The organism is Mycobacterium colombiense, assembly GCF_001665835.1.
In the GTDB taxonomy this organism is placed as follows: Bacteria; Actinomycetota; Actinomycetes; order Mycobacteriales; family Mycobacteriaceae; genus Mycobacterium; species Mycobacterium colombiense_A.
Window position 1 is genome coordinate 365479 of record NZ_LZSX01000073.1, and the last position, 15678, is coordinate 381156.

19 protein-coding genes are annotated in these 15678 nt (G+C 65.7%); 14 read left to right on the forward strand and 5 right to left on the reverse strand.

Going from position 1 to position 15678, the window contains the following annotated elements; translation table 11 throughout:
• Window positions 1–58: 58 nt before the first annotated feature.
• The 4 genes from A5760_RS16735 to A5760_RS16750 are packed head-to-tail and all read left to right on the forward strand — an operon-like array spanning window position 59 to window position 2518.
• Window positions 59–844, forward strand: a complete 786-nt coding sequence (locus A5760_RS16735; RefSeq protein ID WP_064882651.1) for a hypothetical protein — start codon at window positions 59–61, stop codon at window positions 842–844.
• Window positions 841–1656 (forward strand): hypothetical protein, encoded by an 816-nt coding sequence (locus A5760_RS16740; protein WP_064882655.1) that lies wholly within the window; start codon window positions 841–843, stop codon window positions 1654–1656. The genes A5760_RS16735 and A5760_RS16740 overlap by 4 nt, the downstream gene beginning before the upstream one ends.
• A 53-nt stretch (window positions 1657–1709) precedes the next feature.
• Window positions 1710–2231: a cytochrome c oxidase subunit 3 gene (locus tag A5760_RS16745; RefSeq protein ID WP_419538252.1), complete on the forward strand. Its 522-nt coding sequence runs from the start codon at window positions 1710–1712 to the stop codon at window positions 2229–2231.
• The gene (locus A5760_RS16750; RefSeq protein ID WP_064882837.1) at window positions 2231–2518 is read left to right on the forward strand and encodes a cytochrome C oxidase subunit IV family protein; all 288 of its coding nucleotides are present in this window, start codon (window positions 2231–2233) and stop codon (window positions 2516–2518) included. Before A5760_RS16745 ends, A5760_RS16750 begins: the two co-directional genes overlap by 1 nt.
• A 19-nt stretch (window positions 2519–2537) precedes the next feature.
• On the opposite strand, the gene A5760_RS16755 is transcribed toward A5760_RS16750, so the two are convergent.
• Window positions 2538–3833 carry a cytochrome P450 gene (locus A5760_RS16755; protein WP_064882657.1) on the reverse strand — a complete coding sequence of 432 codons (1296 nt, stop codon included), beginning with the start codon at window positions 3831–3833 and terminating at the stop codon, window positions 2538–2540.
• 194 nt (window positions 3834–4027) lie between these two features.
• Between A5760_RS16755 and A5760_RS16760 the strand changes: the two genes are divergently transcribed.
• Window positions 4028–4747 (forward strand): TetR/AcrR family transcriptional regulator, encoded by a 720-nt coding sequence (locus A5760_RS16760; protein ID WP_064882658.1) that lies wholly within the window; start codon window positions 4028–4030, stop codon window positions 4745–4747.
• Here the strand turns inward: A5760_RS16760 and A5760_RS16765 are convergent.
• Together A5760_RS16765 and A5760_RS16770 are read right to left on the reverse strand one after the other, a co-directional pair.
• The gene (locus tag A5760_RS16765; RefSeq protein ID WP_082279505.1) at window positions 4663–5028 is read right to left on the reverse strand and encodes a hypothetical protein; all 366 of its coding nucleotides are present in this window, start codon (window positions 5026–5028) and stop codon (window positions 4663–4665) included. The genes A5760_RS16760 and A5760_RS16765 overlap by 85 nt on opposite strands.
• 65 nt (window positions 5029–5093) lie before the next feature.
• Window positions 5094–5849 (reverse strand): enoyl-CoA hydratase/isomerase family protein, encoded by a 756-nt coding sequence (locus A5760_RS16770; RefSeq protein ID WP_064882660.1) that lies wholly within the window; start codon window positions 5847–5849, stop codon window positions 5094–5096.
• Window positions 5850–5959: 110 nt separating this feature from the next.
• Here A5760_RS16770 and A5760_RS16775 point away from each other — a divergent pair, with 110 nt between their 5' ends.
• The 5 genes from A5760_RS16775 to A5760_RS26210 all read left to right on the forward strand — a co-directional run bounded on the left by A5760_RS16775 (window position 5960) and on the right by A5760_RS26210 (window position 9912).
• Window positions 5960–6379 carry a lipoprotein LpqH gene (locus A5760_RS16775; RefSeq protein WP_064882661.1) on the forward strand — a complete coding sequence of 140 codons (420 nt, stop codon included), beginning with the start codon at window positions 5960–5962 and terminating at the stop codon, window positions 6377–6379.
• Window positions 6380–6466: 87 nt separating this feature from the next.
• Complete coding sequence (locus tag A5760_RS16780; protein WP_064882663.1) at window positions 6467–7657, forward strand: amidohydrolase family protein; 1191 nt, start codon at window positions 6467–6469, stop codon at window positions 7655–7657.
• A gap of 32 nt (window positions 7658–7689) precedes the next feature.
• Window positions 7690–9093, forward strand: coding sequence for a FadD3 family acyl-CoA ligase (locus tag A5760_RS16785; protein ID WP_064882665.1), 1404 nt, complete (start codon window positions 7690–7692; stop codon window positions 9091–9093).
• Entirely contained in the window at window positions 9090–9716 is a 627-nt protein-coding gene (locus A5760_RS16790) for a hypothetical protein (RefSeq protein ID WP_064882667.1), read from the forward strand. The genes A5760_RS16785 and A5760_RS16790 overlap by 4 nt, the downstream gene beginning before the upstream one ends.
• Window positions 9717–9726: 10 nt before the next feature.
• A complete protein-coding gene (locus tag A5760_RS26210) occupies window positions 9727–9912 on the forward strand; it encodes a (2Fe-2S)-binding protein (protein WP_082279495.1) in 186 nt (61 codons plus the stop codon).
• Between the two features lie 4 nt (window positions 9913–9916).
• On the opposite strand, the gene A5760_RS16795 is transcribed toward A5760_RS26210, so the two are convergent.
• A complete protein-coding gene (locus A5760_RS16795) occupies window positions 9917–11602 on the reverse strand; it encodes an alpha-keto acid decarboxylase family protein (protein WP_064882669.1) in 1686 nt (561 codons plus the stop codon).
• A 65-nt stretch (window positions 11603–11667) separates the two neighbouring features.
• Here A5760_RS16795 and A5760_RS16800 point away from each other — a divergent pair, with 65 nt between their 5' ends.
• From A5760_RS16800 to A5760_RS16815, 4 genes are read left to right on the forward strand one after another with little or no spacing between them, the layout of a single operon-like run.
• The gene (locus A5760_RS16800) at window positions 11668–12111 is read left to right on the forward strand and encodes an SRPBCC family protein (RefSeq protein ID WP_064882671.1); all 444 of its coding nucleotides are present in this window, start codon (window positions 11668–11670) and stop codon (window positions 12109–12111) included.
• 5 nt (window positions 12112–12116) lie between these two features.
• Window positions 12117–13250, forward strand: coding sequence for a CaiB/BaiF CoA transferase family protein (locus tag A5760_RS16805; protein WP_064882673.1), 1134 nt, complete (start codon window positions 12117–12119; stop codon window positions 13248–13250).
• Between the two features lie 58 nt (window positions 13251–13308).
• Window positions 13309–13764, forward strand: coding sequence for an SRPBCC family protein (locus A5760_RS16810; RefSeq protein ID WP_064882674.1), 456 nt, complete (start codon window positions 13309–13311; stop codon window positions 13762–13764).
• A 51-nt stretch (window positions 13765–13815) separates the two neighbouring features.
• Window positions 13816–14256: an SRPBCC family protein gene (locus A5760_RS16815; RefSeq protein ID WP_064882676.1), complete on the forward strand. Its 441-nt coding sequence runs from the start codon at window positions 13816–13818 to the stop codon at window positions 14254–14256.
• On the opposite strand, the gene A5760_RS16820 is transcribed toward A5760_RS16815, so the two are convergent.
• The gene (locus tag A5760_RS16820) at window positions 14253–15440 is read right to left on the reverse strand and encodes a pyridoxal phosphate-dependent aminotransferase (RefSeq protein WP_064882677.1); all 1188 of its coding nucleotides are present in this window, start codon (window positions 15438–15440) and stop codon (window positions 14253–14255) included. The genes A5760_RS16815 and A5760_RS16820 overlap by 4 nt on opposite strands.
• Window positions 15441–15678 lie beyond the last annotated feature (238 nt).

Here is a 15678-nt window from a genome sequence, read left to right on the forward strand (position 1 = left end):
GCTAGCTTCGCTCACTAGCCGAGTTTCGGCGGCGATTTTGTGCGAGGAAGGAGTACCGATGTCCGACGTCGGCGCGAACGATGCACGCGGTAACCAATCTGCACGAACCGTCTCGCGGCGGACCGATGGCGAGCTGATCCTGCTCTGGACATTGCCGGCGGCGCTGATCCTGTGGATCGCCTCCTTCTTCCTGTTCCCGGGTTTCAACCCGCCGATGTCACCCACGATGCCGGCGGAGCAGGTGGCCGCGTTCTACCGCGATCCCGCGCACATTCCTCAGATCCGTTCCAGCATGATCCTGTTCAACTGGTTCGGGGTGTGCCTGGTGCCGATCCTGGCCCTGATCGTGCTGCAGATCCGCCGCATGGCGCATCGGACGCCGATCTTCTCCTACGCCATGCTTGGGTGTGCGGCCGGCGGTCCGACGCTGTTTCTTGTCGCCGATGTCTGCTGGCTGCTGGCAGCCTTTCGGCCCGAGCGCAGCCCCGAGCTGACGCAGCTGCTCAACGATCTCGGCTGGGTCACCTTCACCATCCTGGTCCCGTTTTTCATCGGGCAATGCGTAATCTTGGCCCTGGCAATCTTTTTCGATGATCCGTCCCGCCCGGTGTTCAACCGTTGGGTGGCCTACTTCAATCTTGTCGTGGGGGCCGCGCTGGTGCCGGCGTCCTTCGTCGGCGTGTCGTTGACCGGACCGCTGGCCTGGGACGGCTTGCTGTCGTTCTGGGTAAAGAATATTGCCATTGCCATCTGGATCATCGTGATGGGCGTTGTCCTGGGCCAAGCCGTTTATCGCGAGCGTGCCGAGAACCGCAGGCGCCCAGAAGAACTGGTCACCGCATGAGTGCGGTGATCACCCCGCCGACGTCCCCCGCAACGCCGCCCGCGGGCCCACTGCATCACCGTATCGGTTGGCACCTGCGGCGCGACCCCAAGCGAGAGCTGTGGCTGGCGTGGGGGATCCTCATGGTGTTCTACGGCCTGTTCTTCCCGATGTTCTTCATCGTGGCCCAAGTCCAGCCGCCGCCGGAGCCCACCTGGGACCTCGCGACGCAGGCACACTGGTTCGCCGAACGTCACCTCGGCATACCCGTCGGCTTCGGCGTCATCTTCGCCATCAGCGGCATGATCGCGGTCAACAATGCCCTCATCGCGTATTCCATGCGGCGCATGTCCGTCAGCCGCGCATTCGCATACTCGTATCTGCTCATCTACTCGCTCAGCGCGGTTCCCGGCATGCTGCTGCTCAACATCGCGCTGATCGTCGGCACGCTGCGACCGGACCGCGACCCCCGAGTGATCGGTTGGCTTTATGACTTCGCCTTCTTGTCTTTCGACGGGACTATGGGAGTGTTCCTGATCGGCTCGCTGATCTGGATGGTGGCGATCCTGCTCGACAAGAACCGCGTCTTCCCCAAGTGGTTCGGCTATCTCAACCTGTGCAACGCGCTGACCGAAGTCGTCGTGGCGCCCTGCTGGATCTTCCGGCGTGGGGTGTTCGCGTGGGATGGCGAGATCGCTTGGTGGCTGGACATGGTCGTGTTCGGCATCTACCAAGTCACGTTCATCGTCATGCTGTTTCAGATGATCCGCCGCGAAGACTTCGGGACCGGTGAGCTGCCGGGCCTGCCGCGAAAGAAGGCGGTCGCGCAGTGACCGACCTAGCCGACCGGCGCGGACGCGTAAGGGCCGTGCCGGGCCAACCCGACATGTGGGCCTTCGTATTGTTCGAGACCCTGGTATTCACCGCATATTTCGGCTTCTACCTGTTCTCCCGGGGCCGCAATCCCGAGCTTTTCCTGCACTCGCAGGCTCACCTGGACCTGCGCGTCGGAGTCTTCAACACTCTGGTTCTGCTACTCAGCTCATGGTCGGTGGCGCGGTGTGTGCAGTCGGCCCGCGCCGGCGCCTATGGGGCGGCTCTCAGGGACGTCTTCATCACGGCAGCGTTCGCGGTGATGTTCCTGTTTTTCAAGGTGTTCGAGTGGGCCCGGTTGGTCCAGGCCGGAAATGGCATAGAGCGCAACGACTTCTTCACGTTCTATTTCTTCCTCACCGGGATCCACTTCGTCCACCTGCTGATCGGCTTCGTCGTCCTCGGCGTCATCGTCTACCAACTCTTGAGTCCGGCCCGGCGCTCCCAGGAAATCATCGAAACCGGCGCAACATATTGGCACACCGTCGATTTCCTATGGGTGCTCATCTTTGCGCTGCTCTACGTGGTGAGGTGATCGGAATCAGATTCAACAAGAGATTGCTGTTTGTCTGGACGATCTTGGCCGCCCTGACGCTGGCTTATCTGTGGATAGACCGCTCGGTCGGCGGGGCGCTGAAATCCAGCGCTGTGGTCACGTCGAGCGTCATCGTCATCGCACTGGTCAAGGTGCGCATCATCTTTCGCGAGTTCATGGAGGTGCGAAACGCCCCGGTCCTGCTGTGCCGACTCACCGACGCGTGGGTGGTGTTGATCGCCGTCGTCTTGCTCGGCTGTTACTTCGTCGGGATGCAGGTCCGGTAGCGCCCGCGAGCGAAAAGGCCTAAGCCACCGGGGCGATCGCGTCCGCAGTGGTGAACGACAGGTGCAGTTCGCTCAGGCCGCGCAGGATGTACGTCGGCTCGTAGTTGTAGCGACGCTCGGTGGCCGGCCCGTGATGGGCTTCGTTGATCTCGATGTGCGGCATCCGGTCCAGGATCCGCTCGATCGAGACACGGCCTTCGACACGGGCGAGTGGGCCGCCGGGGCAGGAGTGCACACCACGGGCGAACGCCATGTGTTCGCGGACGTTCTTGCGGCGCAGGTCGAACTCGTGCGGATTCTCGAAGCGGCGGGGGTCGCGGTTGGCCGCGCCCGGCAGGATCATCACCACGGTGCCGGCGGGGATGTCGACACCGCCGATGGTGGTTGCCTTGCGTGCCAGCCGCGAGTCGCTCTTGACGGGGCTGTCCATCCGCAGCGATTCCTCGATGAACCCGGGTATCAGGCTGCGGTCGTCGCGCAACTGTTGCTGGATGTCGGGCCGGTCGCCCAGCACCTGCAAGGCGGCGCTGAGCAGCTTCGCCGTGGTCTCCTGGCCGGCGGCGAACAGGAACGTCGCCGAGCGGACGACCTCGATCACCGGGGGTGTCGAGCCGTCCGGGTACTTCGCTTCGGCCAGGAACGTCAGCACGTCGGCGCGGGGTTCGCGGCGCCGATCCTCGATGTAGTTACAGAACTTGTCGTCGAGCCATTCGAGGGGGTTGATGCCCACCGACTCATGATCCAGGGCGCCCACCCGCGCGCCGGGCCGGTCGGCGCCCAAGACGGTGCGGAACTCCTTGTGGTCTTCCTCCGGAACGCCGAGCAGGTCGGCGATCACCAAAGTGGCGAACGGCTTGGAGTATTCGGCGATGAATTCGCACTCACCGATGCCGAGGAACTCGTCGAGCTGACGGTCGGCGAGGCGCCACATGAACTCCTCGTTCTGCTTCAGCCGGCTCGGGGTCAGCAGCTTGGCGAGCACCGATCGGGCCTTGGTGTGGTCCGGCGGGTCCATGGTGACCATGTGCTCGAACATGGGGAAGGAGCTGCGGTGCGCATCGATCTGCGGGCTGATGTCGTCGCCTTCGGGCGTGAACGGGAGCGGCGGGAACGGCCCGCCGAGCGCGACGATGTTGGAGAAGGTGTCCGGGTCCTTGTAGATCTCGCAGGCTTCGTCGTAACCGGTGACCGCGACGACGCCGTAGTGCGGCAGGCGCAGCACCGGGTTCTGACTGCGCAGGTAGTCGAAGTACGGGTGCGGATCTGGGACCAGTGACGGATCGGTGAAGAAGTCGATCGAGTCGAAGGTGCTCATCGGATTGCGTCTCCCTGGGCTGGGTTTACCGGTGGTGTTCGGCGGCACATCGCTACGGCCGCCCGATTTCGAGATCGAAAATGTGCTGAGCACCTGCTTAGCATGGCGGTAATGTCAGGGTCAAGGTCGCAACACCGCGCCACGATACGATCCGTGGGGTCGGCACGGGATGGCACACAGTACGGAGCAGGGACATGACATCGGCCCGCAGAATCGGGGCGCCGGACGCGAAAAACCGCGTGTTGTTGCTCGATGCCGCCGAACAGCTGATGCTCGAAGAGGGCTATGCGGCGGTGACGTCGCGGCGCCTGGCGAACAAGGCCGGGCTGAAGCCTCAATTGGTGCACTATTACTTCCGCACCATGGAAGAGCTGTTCCTGGAAGTCTTTCGGCGCCGGGCCGAAGAGGCGCTCGAGGCGCACGCGCAAATGCTGCAGTTGCCACAGCCGCTGTGGGCGCTGTGGCGATTCGGCACCGATCCCGCGTTCACGCGGATTTCCATGGAATTCATGGCACTGGCCAATCACCGCAAGGACATGCGGGCCGAAATCGCTTACTACGCAGAGCGCTTCCGCGAAGAGCAGCGCCAAGCGGTGGCCACGGCGTTGGAGCGCTACGGGTCCAGGATTCAAGACGAGGGCCAGGACATCGAGATCCCTCCGGTGGTGTGGACGGTGCTGATGAGCAGCCTGTCGCGCTTCCTGGTGCTCGAGCAGGCGATCGGCATGTCCGCCGGCCATGCCGAGACGGTGGAGTTGGTGGAGAACTACCTGCGCCGCCTGGAAGGCGAACCGCAGCCGATCGAAGGTGTGCCGGAGACCTGGCTGGTTCACCAGTTCCGCAGCGAGCAGAGCACGCCTTTGGGGCCGTCCTTGGACACGACGACGGCGCCGTCTACCGCCAGATCACAGTGAAGCCCCGGCGTGCCGGGCTCCGTGCCCGTGCTCGCCACGACCATCGCGTAATGGTCGGGGTCCGACATGTCCAAATCGAAGCCCCACGGCTTGCCCGGGGCGAGGTCGATGTCGACGTGCGGTGTGAACGAGTAGGGGTTGTGGCTGTAGTCGGAAAACTTGTCCGGCTGATGGTCCAGGTAATAGATGCTGGTATAGATCGGATTCTGCGCGCTGACGGTGTATCTGACGTGATGCATGACCGGATCATCGGCATGCGCCCGCCCGCTTCCCACCAGCAGACCTGCTGCCAGTAGCGAAGCCAACGACACGATGGAGCTGACGCCCATCACTGTCTTCATCGTGGTCATGATGCTCCTCCGGCTGCCGGGCGCGGTTTGGCGTTGCGGTTCATCACCCGTTCTGCGGCCTGCCAGTGCGGGTCGGCAACCCATAACCGTGCGAAGGATGCTATCGCCTCCTCCGGAGAAACTCCGCGGATTACCCGCTTTATCTCGGTCGCCGGCAGGCGTGCCAGCGAGCGTGCGACGGCCCGCCAGCCATGGTCGGGCGAGTCGAACGCGCCGCGGGGCACGACCTGATCCACCAAGCCGATGCGTTCGGCATCGACCGCGGTAAGTGCGGTTCCCGAGCCGGCCAACAGCAGCGCCTTGCTCTTGCCGACCAGCGCGGCCAGCCGCTCGGCTCCGCCCCAGGCCGGCATGATCTCGAGCTGCACCTGGTTGAAGGCGATCTTGACGTCGTCGGCGGCCACGCGGATGTCGGCGGCGACGGCGACTTCGGCCCCGCCGCCGAACGCGTGGCCGTTGAGCGCGGCGATGACCGGAGCGGGGAAATCGGCCAGCTGATCACAGATGGACCGCATCCGCCGGGCCATGGCCGCGGCGTCCTCCTCGGTCCGCAGCGCGCTCAATTCCTTGAGGTCGCCGCCGGAGACGAATGCTTTGTCCCCGGCACCCTTGATCACCAGCGCCTGCGCGCCGGCCGCCGCGTCGAGCGCCTTCTCCAACTGGTCCATGGTGTCCAGGCCGATGGCGTTGCGCGCGTGTGGGCGGTCGATGGTGACCACCGCCAACCCGTCGTCGATCTCCAGGTCCACCATGTGTGTAATCGCTCCTCGACAGGAACCCGATATTGGCATTCTCTTTTCGCGAGAATAACATCATCGCTGCAGGCTAAAGAACTTTCGTCAGCGAGGATGGAGGTGACCCCATGCGGAACCGAATCGTGGCGGTCGCGGCGGTCTTGACCGTGGCTTTGGTTGGCGCGTGCACGTCGCGGCCACCAACCCAAATCGCCAGCACGGCGTCAGTCACCGTGAACGGTAACGACCGGAACTTCCACATCGTGAAGTGCGGCCAGCGGGAGTGGAGTCGGACGATCGAAATCGGCGGCAACTTTGCCGGCGCCAAACTCGTCATCGACGAGAGCGCGCAACCGGCGACAGTCGAGTCTGTACACATCCAAAACCTGGGTGGCTTCAGCGGCATGTACTCGCGGGGCGATGGCGGCAGCGCGGACATGAACATGACGGGCGACAAATTCAGCGTCTCCGGCACCGCCAACGGTTACAGAACCGACAAACCCGGTGAACCGGCCGACGCCACCTACAAGATCGTCGTGTCGTGCTGACCACGTCGAACCGGGGTTCGGCGGGGCCACGTTGCGATTAGGCGCCTGTAGAGAATAGTATTCTCACAAATCAAGAAGGAGGATTTCATGGGGCAGTTGTCGCACCGGGAAGACGTCCCGTTTCCAATCTTTGACGCGGATAACCATCTATACGAGCCGCCGGAAGCTCTGACCAAGTTCCTGCCCAAGGAGTACAAGGACTTCGTCCAGTACGTGCAGGTCAACGGGCGGACGAAGATCGCGATCCGGGGGCAGATCAGCAACTACATTCCCAACCCGACTTTCGAGGTCGTCGCCCGGCCGGGCGCCTGGGAGGAGTACTTCAAGTTCGGCAACCCGGACGGGAAGACCAAGCGCGAGCTGTTCGGTGAGCCGATGCGCGCGATCCCGGCGTTCTTCGAGCCCGGCCCGCGCCTCGAGAAGATGAACGAGCTGGGCCTGGACCGCACCCTGATGTTCCCGACGCTGGCCAGCCTGCTCGAGGAGCGGCTGCGCGACGACCCGGTCGCCATCCACGTCCTGGTCCATGCGCTGAACGAATGGCTCGACGAGGTGTGGGGCTTCAACTACCAGAACCGGATCTTCACCACCCCGGTGATCACCCTGCCGATCGTCGAGAAGGCGATCGAGGAGCTGGAATGGGCGGTCAAGCGCGGTGCGCGTTGCATCCTGGTCCGCCCGGCGCCGGTGCCCGGCTTCCGCGGTCCGCGGTCCTTCGCGCTGCCGGAGTTCGACCCGTTCTGGGAGCGGGTCGTCGAGCACGACCTGCTGGTCGGGATGCACTCCAGCGACAGCGGCTATTCCCGCTACACCTCCGAGTGGGACGGCGCCGACCAGGAGATGCTGCCGTTCCAGACCAATGCGATGGGCATCCTCAACGAGTGGCGGCCGATCCAGGACGCGGTGGGGTCATGGGTGATTCACGGCGCGCTGTACCGCCACCCGAAGCTGAAGGTCGCGATCGTCGAGGCCGGTTCGAAGTGGATGACGCCGCTGCTGGACGGTCTGGCCGAGGTCTTCCGGAAGGCCCCGGAGGCCTTCCCGAGCGACCCCGTCGAGATGGTGAAGAACCGAATCCACGTCAGCCCGTTCTTCGAGGACGGCATCGACGATCTTGTCAACCTCGTCGGTGTGGATCAGGTGCTGTACGGCTCGGACTGGCCGCACCCCGAGGGCCTGGCGGAGCCAACGTTCTACGTCAACGCGCTGTCGCACCTGTCCGCTGAGGATCAGGCAAAAATCATGGGCGGCAACCTCGGTCGGCTCGTCACGGTGTGACAGCGGCCCCCGCTTGGCAGACCATCCCCGAGATGGTCTCGAGCGCGGCGGACCGGTTCGGCGACGCGGAAGCAGTCGTCGACGGTCCGCTGCGCTTGACTTTCAGGCAGGTCGTCGAGCGAATCCGTTGCGCCGCAGGCGCCTTCGCCGACCTCGGCGTGGACAAGGGTGACCGGGTCGCAATCTGGGCGCCCAATTCGGCCGAGTGGATCATCGCGGCGTTCGGCTTGCTCACCGCGGGTGGCGTGCTCGTCCCGGTCAACACGCGGTTCAAGACCGAGGAAGCCGGCGACATCATCGTCCGCAGCAAGGTGAAGGCCGTCCTGGTCCAAAAGGGCTTTCTGGACCAGGATTACACCGCGCCCGCCGGCGTGCCGGTCATCGACCTGAAGTCCGACTTCCTGTCCAGCGGTTCACCATTCGAGCGACCGGTGAGCGGCACCGACACCTCGGACATCATCTTCACGTCGGGCACGACCGGGCGCCCCAAGGGCGCGATGCTGAGCCACGGTCAAACGTTGCGCATGTATGAGGAGTGGGCGACCCTTGCGGACCTGCGCGAGGGCGACCGCTATTTGCAGATCAACCCGTACTTCCACACCTTCGGGCTGAAGGCAGGTCTCGTCACGTCTTTCCTGCGCGGTGCCACGATGCTGCCCGTCGCGGTGTTCGACGTCGAGACGGTGGTGGATCTCATTGAACGCGAACGCATCACGATGCTTCCCGGACCGCCGACGCTGTATCACTCGTTGCTGACGGTGCAGGACAAGTCCGGGCTGTCGTCATTGCGTGCGGGGGTGACCGGCGCCGCCGACATCCCCGTCGAGCTGATCCGTCGCATCCACGACGAACTGCCGTTCCAGACGCTGATGACGGGTTACGGGCTCACCGAGGCCGGCAACGTCACCCTCTCGCTGCCCGGCGATTCCTTCGAGGATGTCGCCACCACCGCAGGCGTGCCGTGCGACGGGGTCGAGGTGCGCATCGCCGACGACGGCGAGGTGCTGGTCCGCGGCTACGGGGTCATGAAGGGCTATCTGGACGAACCGGAGGCCACCGCCCAGGCGATCGACGACGAGGGCTGGCTGCACACCGGAGATCTGGGCGACTTCACCGATACCGGGCGGCTGCGCATCGTCGGCCGGAAAAAGGACATGTTCATCGTCGGCGGCTTCAACGCCTACCCGGCCGAGATCGAGGGCTTCCTGCTCAACCACCCCGCCGTCGCGCAGGCGGCCGTCATCGGCGTCCCCGACGAGCGGATGGGCCAGGTCGGAAAAGCGTTCGTGGTCCGTAAGGGCGACGTCAGCGCCGACGAATTGATCGGCTGGTGTCGCGACCGGATGGCCGGTTTCAAGGTGCCGCGCACGGTAGAGTTCCTCAATTCACTCCCACTCAACGCGACGGGGAAAGTGATGAAGGACCAACTCCGATGAACAACGGCGATATCCACTCGATGGTCATCGCCTCGGACTACCGCGTCCCCGATCCCACCCGGGTGTGGCCGCTGCTGGAACGCAACAAGGCCGCCCTCGCCGATATCGGCGCGCATCACGTGCTGGTCTACACCTCGACCCACGACCACGGTCGGGTGTTGGTGATGATCGGCGTGCACAGCCGTGAGCCGATCGTGGAGCTGCTGCGCTCCCGCGTCTTCTTCGATTGGTTCGACGAGGCCGGCGTCGAAGACATCCCCGCCGTCTTCGCCGGCGAGATCGTCGAAAGGTTCATCGCGCAGCCACCGAAAAACCCGGCGGCACCGGGCGTCGTGGTCGCCGCCATCGCGTCCGTCAACGACGTATCCCTACTGACCTCCGAAGTCAGCACGGCGATCGACAGATTCACCACGGCCGGAATCCGAAAGACGTGGGTATTCCAGGCTTTCGACGACGACCACGAAGTGCTGATCTTGCAGGAGTTCCCCGACGAAGACAGCGCCCGGGAGTGGATCGACCATCCCGATGCCGCGGCGCAGTGGATGTCCGGGGCGGGCATCGGTGCCTACCCGCCGTTGTTCGTCGGCCGATTCTTCGACATGATGCGCATCGAGGCGGACTGAGGATTCGCCGTTGTTCGTGTGCCTGTGTAATGGAATCACCAGTCAGACCGTGACGGAGGCCGTTTCGTGCGGGGCGTCGACGACGAAGGAAGTTGCCAAGGCGTGCGGTGCGGGCGCCGATTGCGGTCGCTGCCGGCGGACGGTGCAGGCCATCCTGCGGTCGTCCAGTGCGGATCGGACGCCGAACTCGCGCTAGAGCGTCAGCGTCGCGGACTGCCGTCCGGTGACGTCGGTTGGACGAGTTCGACCAGCAGGTTGGGGATTTCGAGCCGCGGCAACACCACCTCGACGAACACCATGCGGTCCTGATGTTCCGCCGCGGCGGTCAGCGCGTCGTCGAGTTCGCCGTAGGTCTGGACCCGGAACGCCAGATGGTCGGTAACCCCCAGCGCGCGGGGCACGTCCGTCCACTTCCAATTGACGATGTCGTTGTACGGCGCGGTCTCGCCGTGGATCGCCCGTTCGATGGTGTAGCCATCGTTGTTGACCACCACGATGACGGGCGACCGCCCCTCGCGTGAGAATGCGCCCAACTCTTGGACCGTCAGCTGTGCGGCGCCGTCACCGATGATCAACACTATTCTGCGGTCAGGATGCGCCACCGCCGCCCCGAGCGCAGCGGGCAACGTGTAACCGATTGAGCCCCATAGTGGTTGACCGATGAAGGTCACGCCCTGCGGCAGCCGATGGTCGGCCATGCCGTAGAAGGAGGTGCCCTGGTCCGCAAGCACCACGTTGCCCGGTGTCAGGGCCACGCACAGGCGGTCCCACAACATCTTCTGGGTGAGCGGCTGGTCGCGCGGCGGGGGCGGCGGCAGCGGCTCGGCCGGCGGCGACACCACCGGCGGCGACGAGATTCCGCGCCGGATCAGGATGGTGGCCAGCGCCTCGAGCGCGGCATCCATCTCCAACGGCGCGAAGACTTCTCCGGCCACACTGCTCTGATACTGGCCGACATCGATGGTCCGGGCCGGGTCGATGCGCTGGCTGAAGAAGCCGCTGACCATGTCGGTGAAGACCACGCCGGCGGTGACCAACACGGGTGCCTCTTCGATCGCGTTGCGCACCGCCGGCGCGCTGGCGGACCCGGCGTAGATGCCCAGGAAGTTGGGTGAGCTCTCGTCGAGCAGACTCTTTCCCCACATCAACGTGGCGTGCGGCACCACGTCGGCGGCCAGCAGCGCCTCGAGTTCCTTGATCGCCTGCAGCCGGTGCACCAGCAGGTCTGCGAGCACGGTGATCTGGTGGTCGCCGATGAGTTCGGCCGCGGCCTCGACGAACATCGCCAGGGCGCGGGGACTGGTGCCACCGGTGTAGCGGGGCAGCGGCGCCTCGGGCGGCTCGGTGGGGAAGCGGGCTACGTCGGTGGACAGCAGGATGTAGCCGGGGCGCTTCTGCTCTCGCACCTCGGACAGCACCCGGTCGATCTCGCGGCGGGCCGTCGCGGGCATGAGATTGGCTTGGGCGCAGGTGATTTCGCGGCTGACCCGGAAGAAGTGCTCGAAGTCCCCGTCGCCGAGCGAATGGTGCAGCGCCCGGCGGGTGCCCTGGGCGTCCTTGGACGGGCCGCCGACGATGTGTACGACGGGTACCTGCTCGGCGTAGCTGCCCGCGACCGCGTTGGCCGCGGAGAGCTCGCCGACGCCGAAAGTCGTTACCAATGCCGACATTCCGCGTAGCCGCCCGTACCCGTCGGCGGCGTAGCCGGCGTTCAGCTCGTTGGCGTTGCCGACCCAGCGGATGCTGGGGTGGGCGATGATGTGGTCGAGGAATTCCAGGTTGTAATCGCCGGGGACGCCGAAGATCTCCGAGACGCCGAGCTCGGCGAGACGGTCCAACAGATAGTCACCGACGGTGTATGCGGGATCGGTCGCGGCATCAGTCACAGGCACGACGGTACGCTCGGTCCAATCCGTTCCGGGTGAGACGCCAGGCCAGTATCGTGCGGGCCATGGCACTCAGAGAATCCCGCGACATCGTCATCGAAGCCAGTCCGGAGGAGATCCTGGACGTCATCGCCGACTTCGAAGCGATGCCCGAATGGTCGGAGCCGCATCAGAGTGCGGTGATCCTCGACACCGGCGACGACGGGCGCCCCCGCCAAGTGAAGATGAAGGTCAAGGTCGCCGGGATCACCGACGAACAGGTGATCGCCTACACGTGGGGCGACAACGTGGTCAGCTGGAAGCTGGTCAGCTCCTCGCAGCAGAAGGCGCAGGACGGGAAGTACACCCTGGTGCCGCAAGACGACGGCACACTGGTCAAGTTCGAGCTTCTCGCCGACCCGAACGTGCCGCTGCCGGGCTTCGTGCTCAAGCGCGCCGTGAAGGGAACGATCGATTCGGCGACCAAGGCGCTGCGCGAGCGGGTGCTCCAGGTCAAGAAGGGCAAGTAGCCGCCGTGAGCGGGGGCGGCCCACTGACCGGGGTGCGAGTCATCGAACTCGGCGGCATCGGACCGGGGCCGCACGCGGGAATGCTGCTCGCCGATCTGGGTGCCGACGTGGTGCGGGTGCGCCGCCCCGGCGGCGTGCCGATGGCAGGCTCGGCGCAGCCGGGCGAAGCGGGTCGGCACCAAGCGGTCGCGACGATGCCGGCCGAAGACCGCGATCTGCTGCACCGGGGCAAGCGAATCGTCGACCTCGACGTCAAGACGCAGCCGCAGACGCTGCTGGAGCTGGCGGGCAAGGCCGACGTGCTGCTGGACTGCTTCCGTCCCGGCACCTGCGAGCGACTCGGCATCGGGCCGGACGACTGCGCGGCGGTCAACCCGCGGCTGATCTACGCGCGGATGACCGGCTGGGGACAGGACGGACCCCTGGCGCCGACCGCCGGTCACGACATCAACTACCTGTCCCAGACCGGTGCGCTGTCGGCGCTGGGCTACGCCGACCGGCCACCGATGCCGCCGCTGAATCTGGTCGCAGACTTCGGCGGTGGGTCGATGCTGGTGGTGATCGGCATCGCGGCCGCCCTGTACGAGCGGGAACGCTCGGGCACGGGGCAGGTGATCGACGCGGCGATGGTCGACGGGGTCAGCCTGCTGGCCCAGATGATGTGGACGATGAAGTCCACTGGCGCACTGCCGGACCGGCGCGAATCGTTCCTGCTCGATGGCGGCGCCCCGTTCTACGGGTGCTACGAGACCGCCGACGGACAATACGTCGCCGTCGGCGCCATCGAGCCACAATTCTTCGCGGCGTTGCTCGCGGGGCTCGGCCTGTCACCTGACGACGTGCCCGCCCAACACGACAGGGCCTCCTACCCGCGGATGCGCGAGGTCTTCACCCAGCGATTCGCCGGCCGGACTCGCGACGAATGGGCACAGACCTTTGCCGGCACCGACGCGTGCGTCACCCCGGTGCTGACGTGGAGCGAGGCCGCCGCCGATGAGCACCTGCGGGCGCGGTCCACGGTGATCACCGCCCACGGCGCCGATCAGGCCGGACCCGCCCCACGCTTTTCGCGGACCCCGGCCGGCCCGGTCGGGCCGCCCCCGGCGGCGACCACGCCGCTCAGCGAAATCAACTGGTAGGAAACTGTTTACGGCGAATCGGTCCGTATCGGGGCCGGCGTTGCTAAGTTGATCCTCAGTGGCCGTAAAAGCATCACGGGAATTTGTCGTCAACGCGCCGCCAGAAGTGGTCATGGAAGCGCTGACAGATGTCGGCGTCCTGTCGTCGTGGTCGCCGCTGCACAAAAACATCGAAGTGATCGACCGGTATCCCGATGGCCGGCCGCACCACGTCAAAACCACCATCAAGATTCTCGGGTTGGTCGACAAGGAAGTCCTGGAATATCACTGGGGCCCCGATTGGGTTGTCTACGACGCCAAGGGAACCTCCCAGCAGCATGGGCAGCACGTCGAGTACACCCTCAAACCCGAAGGGATCGACCGGACCCGGGTGCGTTTCGACGTCACCGTCGAACCCGGCCGGCCCATGCCCGCGTTCATCGTGCGTCGGGCGGCCGAGAGCGTTCTCGACGCCTCGATGAACGGGCTGCGCGCGCTGGTCATGGGCGACGGCGATTCGGACAAGGCAACGTAATCCGGATTTTTCGGCTCGCCCGGGCGGCGCGATTGCTAAATTTGGTAGCTGGTGGCCATACGCGCATCGTCTGAGATTGTCATTGAGGCGCCCCCGGGAGTGATCATGGAGGCGCTGGCCGACATGGACGCCGTCCCCTCGTGGTCACCATTGCACAAGCGGGTCGAAGTCGTGGACAGGTATCCCGACGGCCTGCCACACCACGTGAAGATGACGATCAGGGTGAGCGGCATCGCGGATACCGAAATGGTCGAATACCACTGGGGCCCCGACTGGATGGTCTGGGACGCGCAGAAGACCGCGCAGCAGCACGCGCAGCATGGCGAATACAACCTGGCGCGTGAGGGCGACGACAAGACCCGGGTGCGATTCAGCCTCACGATCGAGCTCCGGGCGCCGCTGCCCGGGTTCTGGGTGCGCTCGGCCGGCAACAAGGTCCTGTACGCCGCGCTGGAGGGCCTGCGCAAGCGCGTGATGGGTGCCGTCGGTTAGCCGGCTGATGCGTTCTTCAGCGCAGCCAGTCGCTTGATCGCCTCGTCGAGGGTGTCGTCGCGCTTGCAGAAGGTGAAGCGCACCAAGTGATTCCACACGTCGGCCGGGCCGTGCGTGGTGGCCGGGTCGCAGAACGCCGACATCGGGATCGCGGCCACGCCAACCTTTTCCGGCAGCTGCGCGCAGAACGCACTGCTGTCGTCGTAGCCCAGCGGACGCGGATCGGCGCACAGGAAGTACGTGCCGGCGCTGTCGTGCACCTCGAACCCGACGTCGATCAGCCCGGCGGCCAGCCGGTCACGTCTGGCCTGCAAAGTCGCGCGCAGGCCGGCCACCCACGCGTCCTCGGTCTCCAGCGCCAGGGCCACCGCCGGCTGGAACGGCGCACCGCCGACGTAGCTCAGATACTGCTTGGCCGCGCGCATCCCCGCAATGAGTTGTGTTGGGCCGCAAGCCCATCCGATCTTCCAGCCGGTGCAGTTGAACATCTTGGCCGCGCTGGAGATGGTGACCGTCCGCTCGGCCATGCCGGCGAAGCCGGCCAGCGGCACATGTCGCCGCCCGTCGAACACCAGATGCTCGTAGACCTCATCGGTGATCACCAGCAGGTCGGCTTCGATCGCGACCCCGGCGATGGCCGCCAGCTCCTCGGCACTCAGCACCGTGCCCGTCGGATTGTGCGGGGAGTTGACGATCAGCGCCCGGGTCCGTGGCGTCACCGCCCGGCGCAGCGCATCGGCGTCCAGGGCGAAGCCGCGGCCGTGGGGGACCAGCGGCACCGCCACCCGCTGGGCGGAGGCCATCGCCACCACCGGCGAGTAGGAGTCGTAGAACGGTTCGATGAGCAGGACCTCGGAGCCGGGCTCGATGAGGCCGATCACCGCCGAGGCGATGGCCTCGGTCGCGCCGACCGTCACCAGCACCTCGGTGTCGGGGTCGTATGCGATGCCGTAGCGGCGCTGCCGCTGGGCGGCGATGGCCTGGCGCAGCGGCGCGATGCCGATGCCCGGCGGGTATTGGTTGACGCCGTCGGCGATGGCCTCCTGGGCGGCGTTCAGCATGGCCGGGGGCCCGTCCTCGTCGGGGAACCCCTGGCCGAGGTTCACCGCTCCGATCCGCGCGGCCAGCGCCGACATCTCGGCGAACACCGTCGTCGCGTAGGGGCGCAGTCGCGACACCGTCATGGTGGTTGAGCTTAGGCGGGGCGTGCCACGGCGGCGCCCGACGTCTCGCCGAGCCCCAATGTGAAGTCAGGTGCACGTTCGTCGCCGAGCGTGAAAGTAGTTTCACGTTTCCCGGGGCGGGCGGCCACCCGCCAAAGCGAGCGCGTGGTGTCCGTCACAAGGTGCCCCTGAGCTGCGCGGTCTTGCCCAACCAACAGGTTGGCCGGGGCCCCTGTTAGGCTGGCGCGGGACCTAGTCT